This is a genomic window from Nocardia nova (assembly GCF_002933465.1).
Classification (GTDB): domain Bacteria; phylum Actinomycetota; class Actinomycetes; order Mycobacteriales; family Mycobacteriaceae; genus Nocardia; species Nocardia nova_B.
Map to the genome: position 1 here is coordinate 40,245 of NZ_PSZE01000015.1, position 19,939 is coordinate 60,183.

Sequence of the window (19,939 nt, forward strand, 5' to 3'; positions counted from 1 at the left end):
AAGACTACTTAGATAACATAGTTTACTATGTCCGCCCTTGGCAACCACAACCGGGGCACGCCGCGGTCGACCCACCGTGTCGGCGGGGTTCGTTAGTTTCTCTCAGCACTTTTCCATGCACAGGCCGCGTTTCCGGGCCGCAACGAGCCCATCCCTGTCGATTCGCGCAGGCGAGCGGACGGACAGCACCGCAACCATTCTGAATTGGCACCTGGTCAACTTAGATTGCTTATTGACACATCTAGTTTCCACATCTACGTTTACCTCACTCCGGGTTTGTGATCCACATCACCCGATGAGCAGTGCCGCTCAGCTGAGAGAAGGAAACCCATGACCGATACGCGTGACAACTGGCGCCCCCTCAAGACCCGAGCCGGCCGGCTCGCCCTGATCGCGCTCGTTCCCGCGATCGCACTCGCCACCGCCTGCAGCAGCAGCGACAACTCCTCGAACAACTCGGCCGAGGCCCCCAGCAGCGCCTTCCCCGACAAGCCTGCGACCGGCAGCCCGATCAAGATCGGGCTGATCAATCCCGAGGGCGGGCCCGCGGTGTCGATGCCCTCGAGTCGCGAGTCCGCCGAGGCGGTCGCGAAGTACGCGAACGCCAATCTCGGCGGAATCGCCGGGCATCCCATCGAACTCGTCAGCTGCGCCAGCAAGGAAGATCCGGCGTCCAACCGCGACTGCGCGAACCGGATGGTGGAGAACAAGGTCGCCGCCGTGGTGGTCACCACCACCGCCTTCGGCGACGCGATGGCTCCGGTCATCACCGGAGCCGGTATCCCCTACCTCACTCCCGCCGGCGCGAGTGCCGCGGAAATGGCCACCCCCAACGCCTACGCCCTCACCGGCGGGTTCCCCGGCGCCCTGCAGTCGATGGCGAAATACGCCGCCGGCAAGGGGTACAAGAAGGTCAGCGCCTTCGTGATCGATGCCGGCGCCGCGATCGCCACCGCGAAGACGATGGGCTCGGCCGCCTTCGGAGCCGCGGGCATCGATCTGCGCGTCGTGCCCATTCCCCTCGGCACCCCTGATGCGACTCCCCAGGTCAGCTCCGGGATATCCAGTGATGTGGGCGCAGTCGCCGTGGTGGGCGACGCGACGATGTGCACCTCGGTGGTCAAGGCACTGAGCAATGTCGGTGCCACCCAGGACAAGATGCTGATCCAGCCGTGCCTGGACGCCGCCACCGCCGAGGCCGTTGGCGACGCGATGGACGGCGCCCACGTCTTCACCACCGCGGACCTGATCTCCAATGATCCCGAGGCGGTGCTGTACCGCAGCGTGATGAAGAAGTACGCCCCGAACACCGACATCAGCGGCTACACCTACACCGGCTACCAGGGCATGCTTGGCCTGGTTCGCGCGGCACGGGGCGTCACCGGCGATCCGAACTCCGCGGCGCTGTCCACCGCGATCAAGACCGCTCAGAACGTGCCGCTGCCCGCCGGCCACGGCATCACCTTCACCTGCAACGGGACCGCGATGGCGCAACTGCCCTCGATCTGCAGCACTCAACTGGTGACCGTCACGATCAAAGACGGCAAGCCCACCGACCCGCAGCTCAGCAAATAGGTCCTGACTTGCGCGAAATGTGTGGTATCCGAGGAGCTTTCCGTGATTGATCATCTGGTCTTCCTGGCGCTGGGGCTGGGCAACGGCGCCGTCTACGCGGCACTGGGCCTGGCGTTGGTGATGACGTTCCGCAGTTCGGGCGTCGTGAACTTCAGCACCGGCGCGGTGGCTCTGTACGTGGCGTACACGTACGGGATGCTGCGCAAGGGCGAACTGCTCAACCCGATTCCCGGGATGGCCAAGTCGGTTCATCTCGGCGGGCGCCTCGGGCTGTGGCCCGCGATGGCGATATCGCTCGCCATCGCGGCCGTGCTCGGCATCGCGATCTACGCCATCGTCTTCCGGCCGCTGCGCACCGCGCCTCCGGTCGCGAAGGCGGTGGCCTCGATCGGCGTGATGCTGTTCGTGCAAGCCCTGCTGGCCGTGCGGGTCGGCACCACCCCGGTCTCGGTGAAGGCGATTCTGCCGACCGGGGCTCTGACCCTCGGCGATGCTCGCATCCCCGCGGACCGGGTGTGGTTCGCCGCGGTGATCCTGGCGCTCGCGCTGGTTCTCACCCTGTCGTTCCGCTGGACCCGCTTCGGCCTGGCCACCCGCGCCGCGGCCGAGTCGGAGAAAGGCGCTCTGGTCACCGGGCTCTCACCGGAGCGCATCGCCTTCGGCAACTGGGCGCTGAGCACGATGGTGGCCGGCCTGAGCGGCATCCTGATCGCACCGATCGTGCCGCTCATCCCGGTCTCCTACACGCTGTTCATCGTGCCCGCGCTCGCCGCGGCGCTGGTCGGCAACTTCACCGCGCTGGGAGTGACGGTGATCGCCGGTCTGTGCATCGGCATGCTGCAGTCGGAGACGACCCATCTGCAGAGCACCATCGACTGGTTCCCGAAATCCGGTATGGCCGAACTGGTTCCGCTGGTGCTGATCCTCATCTTCCTGGTTGTCCGGGGCCGGCCGCTACCGTCGCGGGGCGCCGTCATCGTCCAGACGCTGGGCCGGGCGCCGCGACCGAAAGGCGTGCTCGTCCCGACCGTCCTGTCGATCGTGGTGGCACTGGTCGCGCTGGTGACAACCTCGGGCAGCTACCGTGCCGCGGTCATCACCACCCTGATCCTGGCGGTGGTCGCACTGTCCCAGGTCGTCGTCACCGGATTCGCGGGACAGATTTCGCTGGCCCAGCTCACGCTCGCGGGCATCGGCGCGTTCACCCTCAGCCGACTGACCAGCGACCTCGGCATTCCGTTTCCGATCGCACCCATCCTGGCGGCGCTTGCGGCCACAGTGATCGGCGTGGTCGTAGGACTGCCGGCACTGCGGATCCGGGGGTTGCCCGTCACTGTCGTCACCCTGGCGCTGGCGGTATTTCTCGACGCGTTCTGGTTCCGCAACAGCAACCTCAACGGTGGCCTCAGCGGTGCGCACATCAAGAATCCGACCCTGTTCGGCATCGACCTCGGCATCGGAGCGGGACAGGCGTATCCGCGCCTCGCGTTCGGAATCGTCTGCCTGGTGGTGCTGGTCGCGGTCGCACTGGTCGTGGCAAAACTGCGGACCAGCCGTCTCGGCGCGTCCATGCTCGCGGTGCGGGCCAATGAGCGCTCGGCCGCGGCGTCGGGAATCAATGTGTCCCGCACCAAGATCAAGGCGTTCGCCATCAGCGCGTTCATCGCCGGGCTGGGTGGGGCGCTGATGGGATATCAGCAGACCGTGGCGACCGCCGAATCGTTCTCCGTACTCGCCGGCATCGGACTGTTCGCGATCGTCTACATCGCGGGCATCACCTGCGTGTCGGGTGGCATCCTCGCCGGGGTCATCGGCGCGGGCGGAATCCTGTTCATCTTCATGGACCGAGTCCTGCATCTCGGCGACTACTACTCCGTCCTCTCCGGCATCCTGCTGGTGCTGACGGTCATCCAGTACCCCGAGGGCCTCGCGGGCCACCTGCATCAGCATTCGGCGCGAATCCGCCGGTGGCTCAGCCGGACTCGCACCACACCGGACCGGAAGCCGGCGACGCCGGTGCCCGCGGCGCCACCGCGATTGCGCGAGGTCTCGGAGGAGGTCCTGCTGTCCGCCACCGGCATCGGCGTCCGATACGGCGGCGTGGTCGCACTCGACGACGTCACCTTCGACGTCCGCGCCGGCGAGATCGTCGGTTTGATCGGGCCCAACGGCGCCGGTAAGACCACCTGCATCGACGCCCTCAGCGGCTTCGCGTCCGCATCGGGCACGGTGGCCCTGGGCGGGCGGCGCATCGACGGGCTCGAACCGCACAAGCGGAGCAAACTCGGCCTCGGCCGGACCTTCCAGGGCATCGAGTTGTACGACGATCTGACCGTGCGCGAGAACGTCGCGGTCGGCACCGTCGCCGCGGCCGGGCGCCCCGGCGAAGGATCCACGCCGCCGGATATCGACGCCCTGTTCGGTGTCCTGAATCTGGAGGCCGTGGCCGATCGCTCGGTCAGCGAACTGTCACAGGGTCAGCGTCAACTGGTCTCGGTGGCCCGCGCGCTGGCCGGTCGCCCGCGCATCGTCCTGCTCGACGAACCGGCCGCGGGCCTCGACAGCACCGAAAGCCAGTGGCTCGGTGCGCGTTTGAAGGCCGTGCGTGATGCCGGAGTGACGGTGCTGATGGTCGACCACGATATGGAATTGGTACTCGACATCTGCGACCGGATCGTGGTGCTCGACCTGGGCCGCGTCATCGCCCAGGGCACACCCGAGGAAATCCGGTCCGATCCCGATGTGGTGCGCGCCTACCTCGGCACCACCCACGCCCCCACGGAGGTCTCCGCATGACCACGGTTCTCGAATGCGCCGCAGTCGACGCCGGCTATTCGAAAGGGCGGCCGTGCGTGCGTGGTTTCGACCTCACACTCGCCGAGGGCGAAGTGCTCTGCCTGCTGGGACCCAACGGGGCCGGCAAAACCACCCTGCTGATGACTCTCGCCGGACTGCTGCCCGGCCTCGGCGGCGCCATCTCCATCGCCGGGACCTCCGTCAAACCCGGCCAGGCGCGGGCGTCGTCACGAGCCGGGCTGGTGCTGGTGCCAGACGACCGCTCACTGTTCACCGGCCTGTCGGTCAAGCAGAATCTGGCGCTGGCGCGCAAGCGCTCGGGTCCGGCCGTCACCGATATCCTCGACTACTTCCCCCGGCTCGGCGAGCGGCTCGATGTTTCCGCGGGTATGCTCTCCGGCGGTGAGCAGCAGATGCTCGCGATCGGGCGGGCGCTGATGCAGCAGCCGAAGGTACTGCTGATCGACGAGCTGAGCATGGGCCTGGCTCCGGTGATCGTCGAATCGCTACTCCCGGTGATCCGCCGGGTCGCCGACGACAAGGGCACCGCGGTGATCCTCGTCGAGCAGCACGTGCGACTGGCTCTGGAAATCGCCGATACCGCAATCGTTCTCGCCCACGGACGCGATGTACTGCGCGGCAGCGCCACGGAACTCGCGGCCGATCCGGAACAGATCGAGCACGCCTATCTGGGCGAAGCGGTAACCGTCGCCGGCGCCTGACCCGAAGATACATCGACACGGAGGCACATGCAGATGCAGACCAACGCCACGACCGAGACCCCGCCCCCGGTGACCGCGTGGCACCGGCTCGTCGACAACCCTGACGCCGCGGGGCTGCGAGATCTACTCGCGCCCGACGTCGTATTCCGGTCACCGGCGGTGAACACACCCCAAAACGGTCGAGACCGCGCCTTCGCCTATCTGTGGGCGGCCTTGCAGGTCCTCGGTCCGACGATGACCTACAGCCAGGAGTGGTACGAGGGAGATTCCGCCGTGCTGCGCTTCTCCGCGTCCGTCGACGAACTGGTGATCGATGGGGTCGACATCATTCGCTGGGATGCCGACGGCCGCTTGACCGAGTTCACCGTCATGATCCGCCCGTTCAAAGCCTTGCAGGCCGTCGTCGACGCGATGGGAACACAACTCGCACGGCAGCGGTGAACGCGAAAAGCCGACCGCGCGGAGCTCAGGGCTGTCCGGGCCGCAGTGCCACGAACAATCCCTCCGCATCGGCGAGCAGCGTGTCACCGTCGCGCAATTCCCCGGTCAGGAAGCGCTTGCGGCCCTCCTCCCGGTCGAAGCGGGCGGTGAGGCTGAGTTCACGCTCGAGCGGCGTGATGGCCCGGTAGTTCACATGCAGGTACGCGGTGCGGGAGCGGGAACGGCCGCCGGCGGTGGCCAGTCGGCCGAGTACCTCGTCGAATACCAGCGGAATCGCCCCGCCGTGCACCGCTCCCCCGCCGCCGAGATAGGCGCGACCGAAGCTCACCCGCCCGCTCACCTGGGCGGCGTCGCCGTGGTCCACCACGAACGCGGGCGCCATCGCCTGCCCCCGCCCGGGCACCTCGAGACGGCCGGCCACCGATTCGGCATACGGGACCTGGTACCCCGACAGCAGCCTCTCGATCTCATCGATCCGCTTGGTGACCTCGATCATCTCCGATATCGGCGGATTCGATCCGGCCACCCGATCCTGCAGCGCCCGTAGCGATTCGATCATCGCGTCGAACTGCTGGGCACTCTCGGCGGCCGCCACCTTCCACGCCGATTCGCCCGACAGCGGGCTGGCGTCGTAAGGCTCGCCGTGCGCCGATCCGCTGTTGTCCTTGTGCAACATGAACTTCCTTTCGAACACGTGGGTGAACAGCCACGAACCAACCGGTATCGCCGACTTCCTTCGCCTCGAGCAGGAGGCCGATCTCCCCGAGCTGCGACAACCTCACCGGCCCACTCCGGAACGGCAAGCCCCGCACACCCGAGACGCCTATCCGGCGATCGTGCGCGCCGCTGCAATCAGTGCTGCGCACGACAGTACGGCGGCATACGCGACCGGCCCGCACATGTGAAGAGTCCGCCCCTGGCCGCAATTCGCCAGGGACGGACTCTACTCACTGCGTGCTCGATTTCTATTCGAGCGCAACGGGTTTTCGGTCGACTACCGCGCCTTCCATACCGGAGCGCGCTTCTCGGCGAAGGCCAGCGGGCCCTCCTTGGCGTCCTCGCTGCCCATCAGACCCTCCCACTCGGCGTCCGAGCGGACCCACCCCTCGTTCTCGCCGGGGCGGTCACCGGCCTCGATACCGAGCGCAATCCGCTTGCTGGCCTGCACCGACAGCGGCGCGTTGACCGCGATTCGTTCGGCCAGCGCGAGCGCGGCCTCGACCACGGTGCCGTCCGGCACGACCTGGTTGATCAGGCCGTACTCGCGGGCAGTGGCGGACGAGATCGGGTCACCGGTGAGAATCATCTCCATGGCCAGCCGCTGCGGAATCTGCGCCGGCAGCCGGAACACCCCACCCGCACCGGCGATCAGGCCGCGCTTCACCTCGGGCAGTCCGAAGCTGGCGCTCTCCGCGGCGACGATGAGGTCGGCGGCGAGGGCCAATTCCGTGCCCCCGCCCAGCGCGGTGCCGTTGACCGCCGCGATCGTCGGCTTGCTGATCACGTGGCGCACGAATCCGGCGAAACCCCAATGCTCCTTGCCGGGTGCGAGCACGTTTTCCCCGCGCGAGATCGCCTTGAGGTCCGCGCCGGCGGAGAAGGATTTGTCCCCCGCACCGGTGACCACGATGACACGGACCTCCGGATCGTTGTCCGCCTCGACCAGCGCCTCGCCGACGGCGGCGCTCACCGCGGCGTTGACCGCGTTGCGGGCCTCGGGACGATTGATGGTGATCAGCAGGACATTGCCCTTACGTTCGACCAGGGCCGCGGTCTCGGTTGCCGCTGTCATCACTTCACCAGCTCGAGGATCGTGGCGTTGGCCTGGCCGCCGCCCTCGCACATCGTCTGCAGACCGTAGCGAATGTCGTTGCGGCGCATGTGGAAGATCAGGTCGGTCAGAATGCGAGCGCCGGAGCCGCCGAGCGGATGACCCAGGGCGATGGCCCCGCCGTTGGGGTTCAGCTTCTCCTCCGGCGCGCCGATCTCCTTCTGCCACGCCATCGGCACCGGAGCGAAGGCCTCGTTGACCTCGAACACACCGATGTCGTCCACCGTCAGGCCGGAACGCTCCAGCGCCTTCTCGGTGGCGGGGATCGGGGCGCCGAGCATCATCACGGGATCGGCGCCGGCGACGACCGCCGTGTGCACACGGGCGATCGGCGTCAACCCATGCTTGGCCGCGAACTCGTCGCTGACGATCAGCAGCGCGGCCGCACCGTCGGAGATCTGCGAGGCGTTGCCCGCGTGGATGACACCGTCCTCCTTGAAGACCGGCTTCAGGCCGGCCAGCTTCTCGACGGTGGTGCCGCGGCGGATGCCCTCGTCCTTCGAGACGACCGTCCCGTCGGGCAGGGTGACCGGCACGATCTGCGCGTCGAACAGTCCGGCGTCCTGCGCGGCCGCGGCGCGTTCGTGCGAGCGAGCCGAGAACGCGTCGACTTCGGTACGCGTCAGCGCCCACTTCTCGGCCATGATCTCGGCGCCGATGCCCTGGTTGGGCGCGGTGTTGTAGCGCTCGATGAACTTGGGGCTGAGCGGATTTCCACCGCCGGCCACCGCCGCACCCATCGGCACCCGCGACATCGACTCGACACCACCGGCGACCACGGCTTCGTAATGACCGGCGAGCACGCTGGCCACAGCGAAGTTCAGCGACTGCTGCGACGAACCGCACTGACGGTCGACGGTCACGCCCGGCACCGACTCCGGCCAGCCCGCGGCGAGCACCGCATTGCGCGCGATGTCGTGGGTCTGCTCGCCGACCTGCCCGACGCAGCCCCAGATGACGTCCTCGATCAGCTCGGGTTCGATACCCGCGCGCTTCACCAGTTCCTGCAGCACCAGGGCCGACAGGTCGACGGGATGAATTCCGGAAAGACCACCGTTGCGCTTGCCGACCGGGGTCCGGACGGCCTCGACAATTACTGCACCCATAGGGTTTTCCTTTCTACAGTCCGAGCGAGCGCCCGATGATTTCCTTCATGATCTGTGTCGAACCGCCGTAGATCGTCTGGATCCGAGCATCGGCGTAGGCCTTGGCGATCGGGTACTCCATCATGAACCCGTAGCCGCCGTGCATCTGCTGGCAGGTGTAGATCAGGCGCTGCTGCAGTTCGGTGGTCCACCATTTGGCCTTCGCGGCGTCGACGCCGTCGAGGGTGCCCGCGTTCAGCGCGGTGATGGCGCGGTCGACGTAGACCTGCGCGAGATCGACCTCCGTCTCGAGGGTCGCCAATTCGAACTTGTTGGACTGGAACGACCCGATCGGCGCGCCGAATGCCTTGCGGGACTTGACATATTCGAGAGTAGTATCCAGCAGTGTCCGGCACGACGCGACGGCCGAGACAGCGATGGACAGCCGTTCCATCGGCAGGTTGCGCATCAGATGCAGAAATCCCTTGCCGACCTCACCGATCACATTGGCCGCGGGCACCCGCACCTGATCGAAGTTCAGTTCCGCGGTGTCCTGGGAGTGCATGCCCAGCTTCTCGAGGTTGCGGCCCCGGGTGAATCCCGCCATCCCGCGTTCGACGGCCAGCAGCGTGAACGCGGCGCTGGCCTTGGCATCGGGATCGGTGCGCGCGACCACGATGACGAGATCGGCATGGATGCCGGAGGAAATGAAGGTCTTCGAACCGGTCAGCACCCAGTCGTCGCCGTCCTTGCGCGCCGAGGTCCGGATGCCCTGCAGGTCGCTGCCCGCGCCCGGTTCGGTCATCGCCACGGCCGCCACCAGCTCGCCGCGCGCGAACCCTGGCAGCCACCGAGCCTTCTGCTCGTCGTTGGTGAGATCGAGCATGTAGGGAGCGAGTACGTCGTTCTGCAGGGTGAATGCGGGGCCGCCCGAAGATGCCCGGGTCACTTCCTCGGCGACGATCGCGTTGTAGCGGAAATCGCCGGACATCCCGCCCCCGCCGAACTCCTCCGGAACCGAGAAGCCGATCAGACCGAATTTGGCGGCCTCGACATACAACTGCTTGTCGATGATGCCGTCTTTCTCCCACTGCTCCTGATACGGAGTCGCGTAGCGGGCCAGGAATTCGCGAACCGTTTCGCGGTACTGGTCGTGTTCGGCTTCGAAGATCTCTCGTTGCATCCTTCGGCTACCTTCCCGATGCCGCTGCTGATACCGCCGCGGATTCGTCTATCTCCCCGACCATTTCGAGTAGGCGACGCCGATCCACCTTCAGCGACACACTTCTCGGCAACTCCGGCACCGTGTAGATCCGCACCGGGATCTCGTAGGCGGTGAGCTGGCGGCGGCAGAAGTCTTTCAGTTCGTCCTCGGGGACCTCCGTGGCACCCTCGCGCAGTTCCACGACCGCGATCGGCACCTTCCCGAGTCGTTCGTCGTCGCGGCCGTATACCGTGGCGTCCAGAATCGAGTCATGGGCGCGCAGCGCCTCGGCCACCGTCTCGGGCTGAATCTTGAACCCGCCCCGGATGATCGCGTCGTCGGCGCGACCGTCGATGTAGACGAATCCGTCCTCGTCGAGATGGCCGAGGTCCGATGTGCGGACCCACTCGTGTTTGCCGGTGCCGGTCTGACTGGAGCTGACCTCGAGGCGCCCGGACTCCCCGACCGGCAAGACCGTGCCGTCCTCGGCGACCGCGCGCAGTCGCACACCCGGCATCTCCCGCCCGACGCTGCCACGCTTCTTGGTCCACCATTCCGCGTACATGGGCTTGGTCCACCCGGCGATGGCTCCGGAGAACTCGGTGGCGCCGTACATGATCAGCACCGGGATACCGTACTTCGCGGTGAACTCGTCGGCGAGGTCCGGATTGACGAAAGTCGTACCCGCGGTGATCGCACGCAGGCTGGACAGATCCTCGGCCGGAACATCGGAGCTGATCACCGCACGCATACCGGCGGGCGGCAGACCCGCGACCTTCGGCCGGTGTTCCTTCACCGCCGCGCACCAGCCTTCGACCGTGAAGCGTGGGAGCATCACGAACGGCCTCGCCTCGGCCAGGTTCTGCAACACACCCCACAGACCGCCGATATGCACGATCGGAAGGGTGACCAGTGCGACACGTCCCGTGAGTAATTTGCGGTCGGCCGGTCCGGCAGCGCCGGTGTGCCCGTGCACGGCGGTGAGCGCGGCCTCGAGCTGACGCCAGGTGAGTGGAATTCGCTTGGGCGGGCCGGTGGTACCCGAGGTGAACATCTCCACGCCGACCGGATCGGCGATCTCGCCGTCGGGCTCCGGCGCGGTGGCCGCGTTCGCCTCGGTCGTGGCGACGACCGTAGAACCATCGACGGCGAATCCGATTATGCCGCCGGCTTCGGCCGCGCTCCGGAAGACCTGCTCGCTCCACATGGCGGCCGGCGCCAGCACCGCGCGCGGGTGCGCGCTGCCCATATCGGCGCTCAGTCGCGCCACGGGCTGCATGGGGTTGAGGGTGATGACCGTGCGTCCCTTGCCGAGGATGGCGATAAGTGCGGCAATGGATTCCATCCGGTTGTCGAGCACCACACCGACCCTGCTGCCCTCGTGACATCCGGCCGCTGCCAGTGCGGCGTCCAAGGTCTCCGCAAGCGCGCGGACCTGCCCCCAGGCGAACCAGGTGTCACCCTGTTGGATCATGGGGGCGTCGTCGTCGGCCTCCCATAGCCGCGCCAGCGCACCTCTGATGCTCGTCATTCGTTTCCTCCCACTCTTGCGGTAGCGGGCCACCGAGCCGGGACGCCGTATGTCGGCTCTCGGCAATATCGATCGCCATGATCACGCGTGCCGGAACCCCGGCTGTCGTATGCTCTATTCATAAGATAGCTGACATGGTTAACTAGGTCAACATTCAGTAGGCTTTCGAGGAAGGAACGCCGTGGATTTCGCATTGAGTGCCGAACAGGAAGACCTGGCCGCCAGTGAACGCGCGTGGCTGGTCAAACACGACCCGATCGCCCACCTTCGGCCGACCATCGACGACGGTCCCGCCCGGGTCCCCGACATCGCCCTGAAGCACATCGTCGACTCGGGGCTGATCGGCCTGCTGACCGCCGAGATGGGTGGCACCCACGTCGATCTCGCGGTGCTCGTCGAAGAACACGGTAGGGCAGCGAGCGCCGTGCCGCTGGCCGAGCTGGCCCTGGCCACCGCCGCACTCGACACACTCGACCACCCCCTGGCCGCACTCGCCGAAGCGAACGCGGGCGGCAGCGCCTCGGTCCCACTGGTGCTCGCCTCGGCCGACGACACCCCGCTCACCGTGGAGTTCGACGAGGCGCAACTGCGGATCAGCGGTCCCACCGCGCCTGCCACGGCCCTGCCCGACGCCACCGGATTCCTCATTGCCGCAACATCGTCGAACGGGACCGACGTGCTCGCCCATGTGCCGGGCGGCAGCGCGGGCGCCGATGTTCGCACCCTCGAGACGCTCGACCTCACCCGATCGTGGTCGATCCTGGACCTCGATGTGACGGTGCCCGCCGAGCGCTGGACGGCCGTGCCGGAGGGCACCGTCTCCTACCTCGCGGACGCACTCGCCTGCTACCGGAAGATGGACGCGCTGGGCGCTGCCGAACGATTGGTGGAGCAGACGGTCGAGTACACCGGTCAGCGCAGCCAGTTCGGACAGCCGATCGGCGGGTTCCAGGCGGTCAAGCACCACTGCGCGAATATGGCCCTGCAAACCGAGGCATCGCGAGCTACGCTGTGGGCCGCCGCCGTCGCGCTCGACGGTACCGACGCCACCCGCCGCACCGCCGCGGTATCGGCGGCCGCGGCCTACGCCGGCGAGGCGACCAGCACAGTCGCCTCGATCGCGCTGCAGGTGCACGGCGGCATCGGATTCACCTGGGAGCACGACCTACATCTGCTGACCCGCCGGATCAAGGTGGACGAGTTGCTGAACGGCTCCGTGAGCTGGCACCGCCGTCGGCTCGTCAGCCGTTGAGCGACAACATATTTCGCATCCGGTCAGACGCGCCGCACGCCCAACCCGAACTTCGCCGGCTCGAGGCATCCGATGCACTCGAGGGTGGTATCGATCGCCTCCCACCCGCGACGAGGGCCTGGCACTGGCCCGGGCGCACACCGCGGAAACCGAGTAGCACAACCGAATTCGAAGCATTCGCATCGCGCCCCGGCCAGTGCGGATGTTTCGTTTCCAGAACCGGAGAATCATGAAGGTCGATCTGCCCCTGTCCTCCCCCACCGGCGCCCTCGCCGATGTCGCCGCCATGGCCCGCGACGCCGAATCGAGCGGATTCGACGGCGTCTCCTACAGCGAGGTCGTCTCGGATCCGTTGCTGCACCTGACGATTGCGGCCGGCGCCACCGAGCGGGTCGATCTGCTGACCAATATCGTCGTCGCCTTCGCACGATCCCCGATGACACTGGCCGTGCAGGGCCGCGCCCTGCAGGACTACAGCGGCGGGCGGCTCACCCTGGGTTTGGGCAGCCAGATCAAGCCGCATATCGAGCGGCGCTTCTCGATGCCGTGGAGTTCACCGGCCGCACGGATGGCCGAGTTCGTCTCCGCGATGCGCGCCATCTGGTCCGCTTGGGCCACCGGCGAGAAGTTGAACTTTCAAGGTGAGTTCTATTCGCACACGCTGATGACACCGATGTTCACGCCGGTGACCGAAGGACCCGACCCCAAGATCCTGCTGGCCGGCGTCGGCACGAAGATGACCGAAACAGCGGGTGCCGTCGCCGACGGTCTACTGCTGCACCCTTTTTCGACCGACAGGTATCTACGCGAGATCACCCTGCCCGCCTTGGCCAAGGGCCGAGCCGCCACCGCCGCTCCCGCGTCCGCGCCCGAGGTCGTGGCGTCCACGTTCGCGGCAGTCGGGCACACCGAGGAAACGCTGGCGACGTCGGTGACCGCAGTACGCCGTCAGATCGCCTTCTACGGTTCGACGCCTGCCTATCGGCCGGTGCTGGAACTCCACGGCCTCGGCGAGCTCGGCGACGAGCTGACCCGCCTGTCCAAGAGTGACCGCGCCGACAAATGGTCGGAGATGGGGACGCTGATCGACGACGAGATCCTCGACTTGTTCGCGGTCGTCGGAACACCCGCCGCAGCCGCCTCGGCGCTACTCGACCGCCTCGGCGACGTGGTCACGCGGTACGAGATCAACAACATCGGCATCCCGACACCGGAGCTGCAACTGGAGTTCGCCGGCGCATTACGTTCCGGCCAGATCTGATCGACCACTCGTCGCGGCATCCTCGCCGTGCACGGTCGACCACAGCGACAACGCGGCCTCCCGCGGGGTTTGCGTCATCCGCATACCCCTCGGCCAGGCCGAGTCTGCCTGCGGGACACCGAAATCGGTGGCACATTCATCCGCGCCGGAGAAGGCGTCATCTGCAACCTGCCCGCCGCAAACCGCGACCCCGCGGTCTTCGACCACCCCGAAACCCTGGACATCAGCCGAGAACAGCGCCGCCACATCGGATTCGGCTTCGGTGTGCACCAATGCCTCGGGCAGAACCCCTCGCGCGTGGAAATGCAGGTCGCTTGGCCGATCCTGTTCGAGCGCCTGCCCGAGTCGCGCCTGGCCGCCGACGAAACCGACCTGCACTTCCACAACAACGCACTGACCTACGGCCTCGACTTCACCACTCCTTCGGGAAATCTCGGAAAGTCCATGGTCTCCATCACGTCGACGACACCCTCGCCGTCGAAGGTTCGGAAATCGTTGCGGCTGTCGTGTCCGGTGTGCGTCGTGACTTCAGTCCTACTCTGACTCATTCCACGTTATTCGATCCGGCCGACAACGGTTCCCACGGGGTAGACCTGCTCGGTCTCTCCCAGTATCCGGATCGTGCCGGCGGCCGGGGACTCGATATCGGTTTCCGTCTTGTCTGTCGCCAAGGTGTAGATCGAATCTCCCGCCTTGACCGAATCACCGTCCTCGACAAGCCATTCGGTGATCTCGCCTTCGGTCATCGTGACTCCCAGCTGCGGTATCTTGATTTCCACGGTGCCCTTTCTTCGGTAGATGGTGGCTGCGTCGGTACTCAGCCCGCGAGGGATCGGACGGCGGCGGCGATCTTGTCCTGGCCGGGCAGGAATGCCTGCTCGAGAACTCCGGCATATGGCACCGGAGTGTTGGGGGCCGTCACACGCAGGACAGGGCCCGCCAGCTCGCCGAACAATTCTTCTTGGACGATCGCGGCCAGCTCGGCGCCGAAACCGTTACGGCGCACTGCCTCGTGCACAACGACCACCCGTTTCGTCTTGCTCGCGGAGGCGAGGATGGTCGGCACATCGAGCGGTTGCAGTGTGCGAAGATCCACCACCTCCACGTCGATGCCCTCCTTCGTCAATGTCTCTGCGGCCGCGAGACTTTCGACGACCTGCCTGCCATAGGTCAGAATCGTGGCGTCACTGCCGGGGCGAGCGATGGCGGCGACGCCCAGCGGAACGCGGTGGTCACCGACGGGCACCGCGCCTTTCGACGAGAAATAGAGCCCCGACATTTCGACGAATACGCACGGATCGTCGTCGAATATGGAGGACAACAGAAGTCCCTTGGCATCGGCCGGATTGCTGGCCACCACCACCTTCAAGCCCGCGGCGTGCACGAGATTGGCTTCGAGCATGTCCGAATGCTGCGCGCCGAACCCGCCACCGGTTCCCGTGGTCGTCCGTACCGTCACCGGCACCGGCGTGCGACCACCGGACATGTACCGCAGTTTTGCGGCGTGATTGATCAATTGGTCCGCACACACATGGATGAAGTTCATCAGCATGATCTCCGCGACGGGCCGCATGCCGGTGATGGCGGACCCGATTGCCGCGCCCATGATCGCCTGCTCGGAGATCGGCGTCGGCAGTACGCGCATGGGGCCGTATTTCGTGCCGAGCCCTTTGTGAACGCCGAATCCACCACCCTTGGGATCCTGGATGTCCTCGCCCAACGCGAAGACGGTGTCGTCCATGCCCATCGCGACGTCGAGTGCGTCGTTGACCGCCTGAACGAACATCAGTTCTCGGGTGGAGACCGCTGGTGGTTCGACTTGTACCGTCATGCCGTTACCTCCTGGGCGTAGACGTCGGTGGTGAGGGTGGACGGGTCGGGCCATGGTGCCTTGAGCGCGAAGTCGGCGGCGTCCTCGACCTCCGCGGCCGCCTCGGCATCGATGGCATCCAATTCCCCCACGGTGGCGATCGATTCGTCCAGCAGATGCTCGCGGAATCGGAACACCGGATCGGCATCGATGGCGGCCCGCAGTTCGTCCTCGGGGATATATATCTGGTCGTCTCCGATGACGTGCCCGTTGAAGCGGTAGGTCATCGCTTCGATGAGGGTGGGCCCCTGGCCGGATCGTGCGCGGTCTACCGCCTCGCCGGCAACCGCATGGATCGCCAGTGGGTCGTTGGCGTCGACGGTGACGCCCGGCATCGAGTAGGCAGCGGCGCGGTCGGCGATGCAGGTGATCGCGGTTCCGTTGGCGAGCGGGGTGTATTCCGCGTATTTGTTGTTCTGGCAGACGAAGACGACAGGGAGCTTCCAGATCGACGCGAGATTCATCGATTCGTGAAACGCACCGATATTCGTCGCGCCGTCGCCGAAGTTGACCACCGTGACTTGATCTGTCCCACGCATCCGGGCCGACAGACCGATGCCGTTGGCGATGGGCATACCGGACCCGACCACGCCGGTGGTGACCATCAATCCGTGTGCGGGCGACGTGACGTGCATCGGCCCTCCCTTACCGCCGCACGATCCCGCCGCCTTACCCACGAACTCGGCCCAGAGTTCGCGCAGCGGAACGCCTTTCGCGATCTGGTCGTGAAGTCCTCGGTAGGTCGTGACGACATAGTCGTCCACACGCAGATGGGCGGCGACGCCGACCGCGGCGAACTCCTGGCCGCGAGGTGAGTAGTACATGCCGCTGATCGCGCCGCTCCGCATGAGGGAGAGGTATTTCTCGTCGGATTTCTTGATCCGGACTGCGGTTCGATACAACCCGACCTGTGTTGCGGCGTCGGGGACAACTGTGGCTGTGGTCATGTCGTTTCCTGAATCTCGCGGTGCGTCGTCGTCGAGAGTTGGGCGGCCGCGTGTTCGCCCGCCCGGCGGCCGGAGAACACGCCGTCGGCCAGCGACAATCCCGACACATAGCTGTTGCTGCAAATTCCGACGGCCGATCGTCCCGCGGCATAGAGCCCTGGTATCGGCTTGCCGCCGGTCGATACGACCTGCCCCGATCCTTCATCCACCACGAGCCCGCCGAGGGTAATGAATTTGAGAGGGTAGGCCGAGGACACATTCGGGGACAGGTTGATCGCGTAGAAGGGACCGGTTGCCAGTGGATGCCGAAAATCGCCCGTCTTCCCGAACTGGTCGGCGTCGCCGTTTCCGATCGCCGCGTTGTACGACGACGCGGTTCGCTCCAGACCGTCGGGGTCCACGCCGATCTTGCCCGCGAGCGCGCGCAGCGAGCCTGCCTTCCGGTGGCCGAACGGGCTGAACAGGTAGGCCATCTGTGGCGCGTGGAAGAAGGCGGTCTGCGTTCTCAATTGCGACCGCGCCTTACGCCACGTATCCGCACCGACGATGAGAAACCCTGTGCCGCCGTGCTCTTCGATCAGCGGCTTGGTCTGGGTCGCACCGTACAGCTGCTCGTTGGCGATACGGGCACCCTGCTTGTTCACGACTATGCCTTCCATGAAGGCCGACGGCGGTGCTATGAATCGCCATCCGGAGATCGACTCCATCCGGCCGGTGCTCGCATTCACCGGTGAAGCCAGTGCCAGTGCGGCTCCGTCGTCACCGATCGTTCCCAGCGGCGGCACCTCTACCCAGGCCGGTGCGTGCTGTGCCATCAAGGCCTTGTCGAATCCGTGGCCTCCTGTAGCGAGGATGACCCCTCCCCGGGCGCGAGCTCTCCATGGCTTACTGCGCCGGAGGCGATCGCGTTCGACGATCCGATTCAGCCGATCCCCCAGCGGCGGATACCAGATCGCCATCTTCGCGGCGAACACGGAGAAATTCCTGAAGCGTGCGGTGGGCATGTCGGTGAGGTCAGGCGCGAGAAATTCCACACCGACGACCGTGTCGTCCTCGACGATGAGTCGTTTGGCTTGCGCCAGGGGCCGGAAGGTCACCCCCTTCGCGAGCGCCGAGTCACGCAGTTTCCCGTAATACGTGGCGCCCGAGAAGTTCTTCGCCCTCGTGCGGTGACCACGCGGGGCCGGGGTGGCAACCTCCGAATATCCGGTGGCCAGTTCGTTCCCCGAATAATAGAGATAATGCCGGTTGGTGGGATACGACGTCTTGTAGGGGCATACACTGCCCTCGAACTCGAGGCCCTGTGCTTCGAGCCACTCGATCATTTCCGGACTGCCGTCGGCGAACCGCCGCAGTGTCTCGTCGGTGACTACACCTGCGGTCTCCTGTTTCAAATAGGCGAACATGTTGTCCGGTGTGTCCGGGACATCGGCTTCGCGTTGGGTTCTGGTCCCTCCCCCTGCGTACACGACGCCGCCGGAGTGATATGTCGACCCGCCGCCGTAGGCGCGATCCAAAACGAGCACGGATGCGCCCGCATCGGCTGCCGCGATGGCGGCGCAGGCTCCCGCGCCGCCGAATCCGACCACAATGACGTCGAAGGTCGGATCCTCGTTTTCGGCACTGTTCATACCAATTGTCAACTTTCCTGTATTGATCTGCGCTGCTCCGGCCGATCGAATGATCCTGCCTGTTGTGCGACGCCGGGCTTTTCGACGGTGAGATCTCCGCTCACGGTCATCCGGCAGGCAAGACGCGTGTCTCGCATGGTGTTCCGGCGCCGGCGGGCGGCCATCTGTTTCAGCGCATCGCGCTCCTGGGCCTCGATGGGGCCGGCGTTCTGCCTTCCGTCAACGACACGCAGCGCGCACGCCGTGCATCGTGCTTGGCCATAACATATTGTCGGCCAGGTCATTCCGGCAGATATCGCAGCGTCGAACACAGTTTGACCGGCACGGATATCGAGGTCGATACCGGCAGGTTCTATCCGCACTTTCGCCATGATCAGCGAGCGAGATATTTGTCGATTGTCCTGTGGCTGTTGACAATCATGGCTTCGTACTTTTCGGACATCGTCAGGTGGGGCAGTCCCATCGTGTGGATTCCCCGCTGCTGACGATCGATGTTCAGGAAGTCTTCCTTGAAGATCTGCGGCCAGTCCTCGATCGGCACAGGGCCCTGCAACTCGGGGCGATCAGGTTCCGCGTCCTCGGCCCTGGGAATCTGTACCGCCCACACCTCGAAAATGCACGACTCGGGATCGTCTCCGTTGGGACGTACCCGGTAGATGATCGAGTTTCCATAGGCGGGCAATACGGTGATGTTCGGGAAAATGTGCCCGTATCCGCTGGTTTCGGTAGTGGGCGGGGGCAGCGGGATTCCCGCGCCTCCAGCATACTCGTACAGCGCCTGGAAGAACGCCATCGGAAAGTCCTCGTCGGCGATATCTCGCTCGAGCAGTCCTTGCTGAATGAACATCTCCCGATCGGTCGCATACGCGTCGGTACCGACATACAGCGCATTGTTGAACTGAATGAGGTAATCAGCCATCGACATTCCCGCCACAGGCGCCTCGGTGCTGCTGCCCAGGAGCGAATGCCCATGTCCCCCTTCGAAACACTCGAAGTCACCACCGAGGGCGTCGATGTTGTAATCCTCGTCGGCGGCACCCATGCTCAGCGACGGATGGGCCTGCATCACGTGATAGGCCTCCATGAATGCCTCCTGTGCCATCTTCCAATTTGCTGGAAGAATCAGGTGTTTCCACCACCGCACTTTCATTCGGTCGAATCCGATCAGATCGAATTTCTCCCGAATGCCGGCCATCGCGACTTCCAGCGGCTCGGCTTCCGGGTCCATATTGATGAAGACCATCCCGAACATGGTGCCCACCCGGCACTCTCGCAATGCGAGGTTCTCGGGATTCAGACACGCGGGCGCGAAACCGCGTTCGGCATACACATACGAATTGCTACCGTCGAGGTTCCACCGCCATCCGTGGTATGGGCATACGATCTGCCCGCCGTGAAACGTTCCGGTTCCGTCAGCGAGTGCGGTCGCGCGGTGCCGGCAGGCATTGAAGTACGCCTTGATCGATGTCTCGCTCTCGCGCACGACGACGATCGATTGGCCCACGACCTGGTACTCCGTGAAGTCACCGACTTCAGGGATCTCCTCCAAGCGGCAGGCCGCCTGCCATACGCGTGGCCACAGCTTCTTCTTCTCCAGCTCGGCGAATTCAGCAGAGAAATACCGCTCGACCGGAATTTGCGTCGGGTCGACGATCGCGTACGGAACGGACTCGGTAGATGTCTGGGTTTGGTCGGCGAACGTAGTCACTCGTGCCTCCATACGAAAATAGATGAGCGACCAAGATATGTGACTCGAATCACTAACTGATCGCTCAGTTAGTTTGCCGCGCGGC

General features: G+C 65.6%; 18 protein-coding genes and 2 pseudogenes. 7 read left to right on the forward strand and 13 right to left on the reverse strand.

All coding sequences use genetic code 11. The annotated features are described in order from the left end of the window. Positions 1-330: 330 nt before the first annotated feature. Genes C5E41_RS18785 through C5E41_RS18800 form a run of 4 tightly spaced genes read left to right on the forward strand, consistent with a single transcriptional unit; the run spans position 331 to position 5,534 of the window. A complete protein-coding gene (locus C5E41_RS18785; protein ID WP_104377112.1) occupies positions 331-1,575 on the forward strand; it encodes an ABC transporter substrate-binding protein in 1,245 nt (414 codons plus the stop codon). 42 nt (positions 1,576-1,617) lie between these two features. Further along, entirely contained in the window at positions 1,618-4,371 is a 2,754-nt protein-coding gene (locus C5E41_RS18790) for a branched-chain amino acid ABC transporter permease/ATP-binding protein (protein ID WP_104377113.1), read from the forward strand. Further along, positions 4,368-5,093, forward strand: a complete 726-nt coding sequence (locus C5E41_RS18795; RefSeq protein WP_104377114.1) for an ABC transporter ATP-binding protein — start codon at positions 4,368-4,370, stop codon at positions 5,091-5,093. The genes C5E41_RS18790 and C5E41_RS18795 overlap by 4 nt, the downstream gene beginning before the upstream one ends. A 27-nt stretch (positions 5,094-5,120) precedes the next feature. After that, on the forward strand, positions 5,121-5,534 hold the full coding sequence (locus tag C5E41_RS18800; RefSeq protein WP_258081065.1) for a nuclear transport factor 2 family protein: 414 nt from the start codon (positions 5,121-5,123) through the stop codon (positions 5,532-5,534). Positions 5,535-5,559: 25 nt separating this feature from the next. On the opposite strand, the gene C5E41_RS18805 is transcribed toward C5E41_RS18800, so the two are convergent. From C5E41_RS18805 to C5E41_RS18830, 5 genes are all read right to left on the reverse strand, one after another. After that, positions 5,560-6,210, reverse strand: coding sequence for a hotdog domain-containing protein (locus C5E41_RS18805; RefSeq protein ID WP_258081066.1), 651 nt, complete (start codon positions 6,208-6,210; stop codon positions 5,560-5,562). Positions 6,211-6,528: 318 nt separating this feature from the next. After that, entirely contained in the window at positions 6,529-7,326 is a 798-nt protein-coding gene (locus C5E41_RS18815) for a crotonase/enoyl-CoA hydratase family protein (protein WP_104377116.1), read from the reverse strand. Further along, on the reverse strand, positions 7,326-8,471 hold the full coding sequence (locus C5E41_RS18820) for a thiolase family protein (protein WP_104377117.1): 1,146 nt from the start codon (positions 8,469-8,471) through the stop codon (positions 7,326-7,328). The genes C5E41_RS18815 and C5E41_RS18820 overlap by 1 nt, the downstream gene beginning before the upstream one ends. Before the next feature lie 13 nt (positions 8,472-8,484). After that, a complete protein-coding gene (locus C5E41_RS18825) occupies positions 8,485-9,633 on the reverse strand; it encodes an acyl-CoA dehydrogenase family protein (protein WP_104377118.1) in 1,149 nt (382 codons plus the stop codon). 7 nt (positions 9,634-9,640) lie between these two features. Beyond that, positions 9,641-11,185, reverse strand: a complete 1,545-nt coding sequence (locus C5E41_RS18830; protein ID WP_104377119.1) for a class I adenylate-forming enzyme family protein — start codon at positions 11,183-11,185, stop codon at positions 9,641-9,643. A gap of 181 nt (positions 11,186-11,366) precedes the next feature. On the opposite strand from C5E41_RS18830, the gene C5E41_RS18835 reads away from it, so the two are divergent. The 3 genes and pseudogenes from C5E41_RS18835 to C5E41_RS35175 all read left to right on the forward strand — a co-directional run. Next, positions 11,367-12,437 carry an acyl-CoA dehydrogenase family protein gene (locus C5E41_RS18835; protein WP_104377120.1) on the forward strand — a complete coding sequence of 357 codons (1,071 nt, stop codon included), beginning with the start codon at positions 11,367-11,369 and terminating at the stop codon, positions 12,435-12,437. A 229-nt stretch (positions 12,438-12,666) separates the two neighbouring features. Further along, complete coding sequence (locus C5E41_RS18840; RefSeq protein WP_104377209.1) at positions 12,667-13,698, forward strand: TIGR03617 family F420-dependent LLM class oxidoreductase; 1,032 nt, start codon at positions 12,667-12,669, stop codon at positions 13,696-13,698. Positions 13,699-13,725: 27 nt separating this feature from the next. After that, positions 13,726-13,971, forward strand: a pseudogene (locus C5E41_RS35175) (cytochrome P450); the annotation flags it as partial. 125 nt (positions 13,972-14,096) lie between these two features. On the opposite strand, the gene C5E41_RS35180 reads toward C5E41_RS35175, so the two are convergent. From C5E41_RS35180 to C5E41_RS35985, 8 genes and pseudogenes are all read right to left on the reverse strand, one after another. Next, complete coding sequence (locus C5E41_RS35180) at positions 14,097-14,246, reverse strand: hypothetical protein (protein ID WP_258081077.1); 150 nt, start codon at positions 14,244-14,246, stop codon at positions 14,097-14,099. Between the two features lie 6 nt (positions 14,247-14,252). Further along, positions 14,253-14,477, reverse strand: coding sequence for a biotin/lipoyl-containing protein (locus C5E41_RS18850; RefSeq protein WP_104377122.1), 225 nt, complete (start codon positions 14,475-14,477; stop codon positions 14,253-14,255). Positions 14,478-14,515: 38 nt separating this feature from the next. Beyond that, positions 14,516-15,529 (reverse strand): alpha-ketoacid dehydrogenase subunit beta, encoded by a 1,014-nt coding sequence (locus tag C5E41_RS18855; RefSeq protein WP_104377123.1) that lies wholly within the window; start codon positions 15,527-15,529, stop codon positions 14,516-14,518. Next, entirely contained in the window at positions 15,526-16,515 is a 990-nt protein-coding gene (locus C5E41_RS18860; protein WP_104377124.1) for a thiamine pyrophosphate-dependent dehydrogenase E1 component subunit alpha, read from the reverse strand. The genes C5E41_RS18855 and C5E41_RS18860 overlap by 4 nt, the downstream gene beginning before the upstream one ends. Beyond that, positions 16,512-18,146, reverse strand: coding sequence for an FAD-binding protein (locus C5E41_RS18865; RefSeq protein ID WP_104377125.1), 1,635 nt, complete (start codon positions 18,144-18,146; stop codon positions 16,512-16,514). The genes C5E41_RS18860 and C5E41_RS18865 overlap by 4 nt, the downstream gene beginning before the upstream one ends. An 8-nt stretch (positions 18,147-18,154) precedes the next feature. Beyond that, positions 18,155-18,517 (reverse strand): 2Fe-2S iron-sulfur cluster-binding protein, encoded by a 363-nt coding sequence (locus C5E41_RS18870; protein WP_104377126.1) that lies wholly within the window; start codon positions 18,515-18,517, stop codon positions 18,155-18,157. Positions 18,518-18,519: 2 nt separating this feature from the next. Beyond that, positions 18,520-19,476 carry an RHO alpha subunit C-terminal catalytic domain-containing protein gene (locus C5E41_RS18875; protein WP_258081067.1) on the reverse strand — a complete coding sequence of 319 codons (957 nt, stop codon included), beginning with the start codon at positions 19,474-19,476 and terminating at the stop codon, positions 18,520-18,522. 18 nt (positions 19,477-19,494) lie between these two features. After that, a pseudogene (locus tag C5E41_RS35985) lies at positions 19,495-19,866 on the reverse strand (aromatic ring-hydroxylating oxygenase subunit alpha); the annotation flags it as partial. Positions 19,867-19,939 lie beyond the last annotated feature (73 nt).

What these genes read in the sequence shown, in the direction of transcription:
- C5E41_RS18785 (WP_104377112.1), top strand. Translation starts at nt 331, where the DNA reads ATGACCGATACGCGTGACAACTGGCGCCCCCTCAAGACCCGAGCCGGC.
- C5E41_RS18795 (WP_104377114.1), top strand. Translation starts at nt 4,368, where the DNA reads ATGACCACGGTTCTCGAATGCGCCGCAGTCGACGCCGGCTATTCGAAA.
- C5E41_RS18800 (WP_258081065.1), top strand. Translation starts at nt 5,121, where the DNA reads ATGCAGATGCAGACCAACGCCACGACCGAGACCCCGCCCCCGGTGACC.
- C5E41_RS18805 (WP_258081066.1), bottom strand. Translation starts at nt 6,210, where the DNA reads ATGTTGCACAAGGACAACAGCGGATCGGCGCACGGCGAGCCTTACGAC.
- C5E41_RS18815 (WP_104377116.1), bottom strand. Translation starts at nt 7,326, where the DNA reads ATGACAGCGGCAACCGAGACCGCGGCCCTGGTCGAACGTAAGGGCAAT.
- C5E41_RS18820 (WP_104377117.1), bottom strand. Translation starts at nt 8,471, where the DNA reads ATGGGTGCAGTAATTGTCGAGGCCGTCCGGACCCCGGTCGGCAAGCGC.
- C5E41_RS18825 (WP_104377118.1), bottom strand. Translation starts at nt 9,633, where the DNA reads ATGCAACGAGAGATCTTCGAAGCCGAACACGACCAGTACCGCGAAACG.
- C5E41_RS18830 (WP_104377119.1), bottom strand. Translation starts at nt 11,185, where the DNA reads ATGACGAGCATCAGAGGTGCGCTGGCGCGGCTATGGGAGGCCGACGAC.
- C5E41_RS18840 (WP_104377209.1), top strand. Translation starts at nt 12,667, where the DNA reads ATGAAGGTCGATCTGCCCCTGTCCTCCCCCACCGGCGCCCTCGCCGAT.
- C5E41_RS35180 (WP_258081077.1), bottom strand. Translation starts at nt 14,246, where the DNA reads ATGAGTCAGAGTAGGACTGAAGTCACGACGCACACCGGACACGACAGC.
- C5E41_RS18855 (WP_104377123.1), bottom strand. Translation starts at nt 15,529, where the DNA reads ATGACGGTACAAGTCGAACCACCAGCGGTCTCCACCCGAGAACTGATG.
- C5E41_RS18860 (WP_104377124.1), bottom strand. Translation starts at nt 16,515, where the DNA reads ATGACCACAGCCACAGTTGTCCCCGACGCCGCAACACAGGTCGGGTTG.
- C5E41_RS18865 (WP_104377125.1), bottom strand. Translation starts at nt 18,146, where the DNA reads ATGAACAGTGCCGAAAACGAGGATCCGACCTTCGACGTCATTGTGGTC.
- C5E41_RS18870 (WP_104377126.1), bottom strand. Translation starts at nt 18,517, where the DNA reads ATGGCGAAAGTGCGGATAGAACCTGCCGGTATCGACCTCGATATCCGT.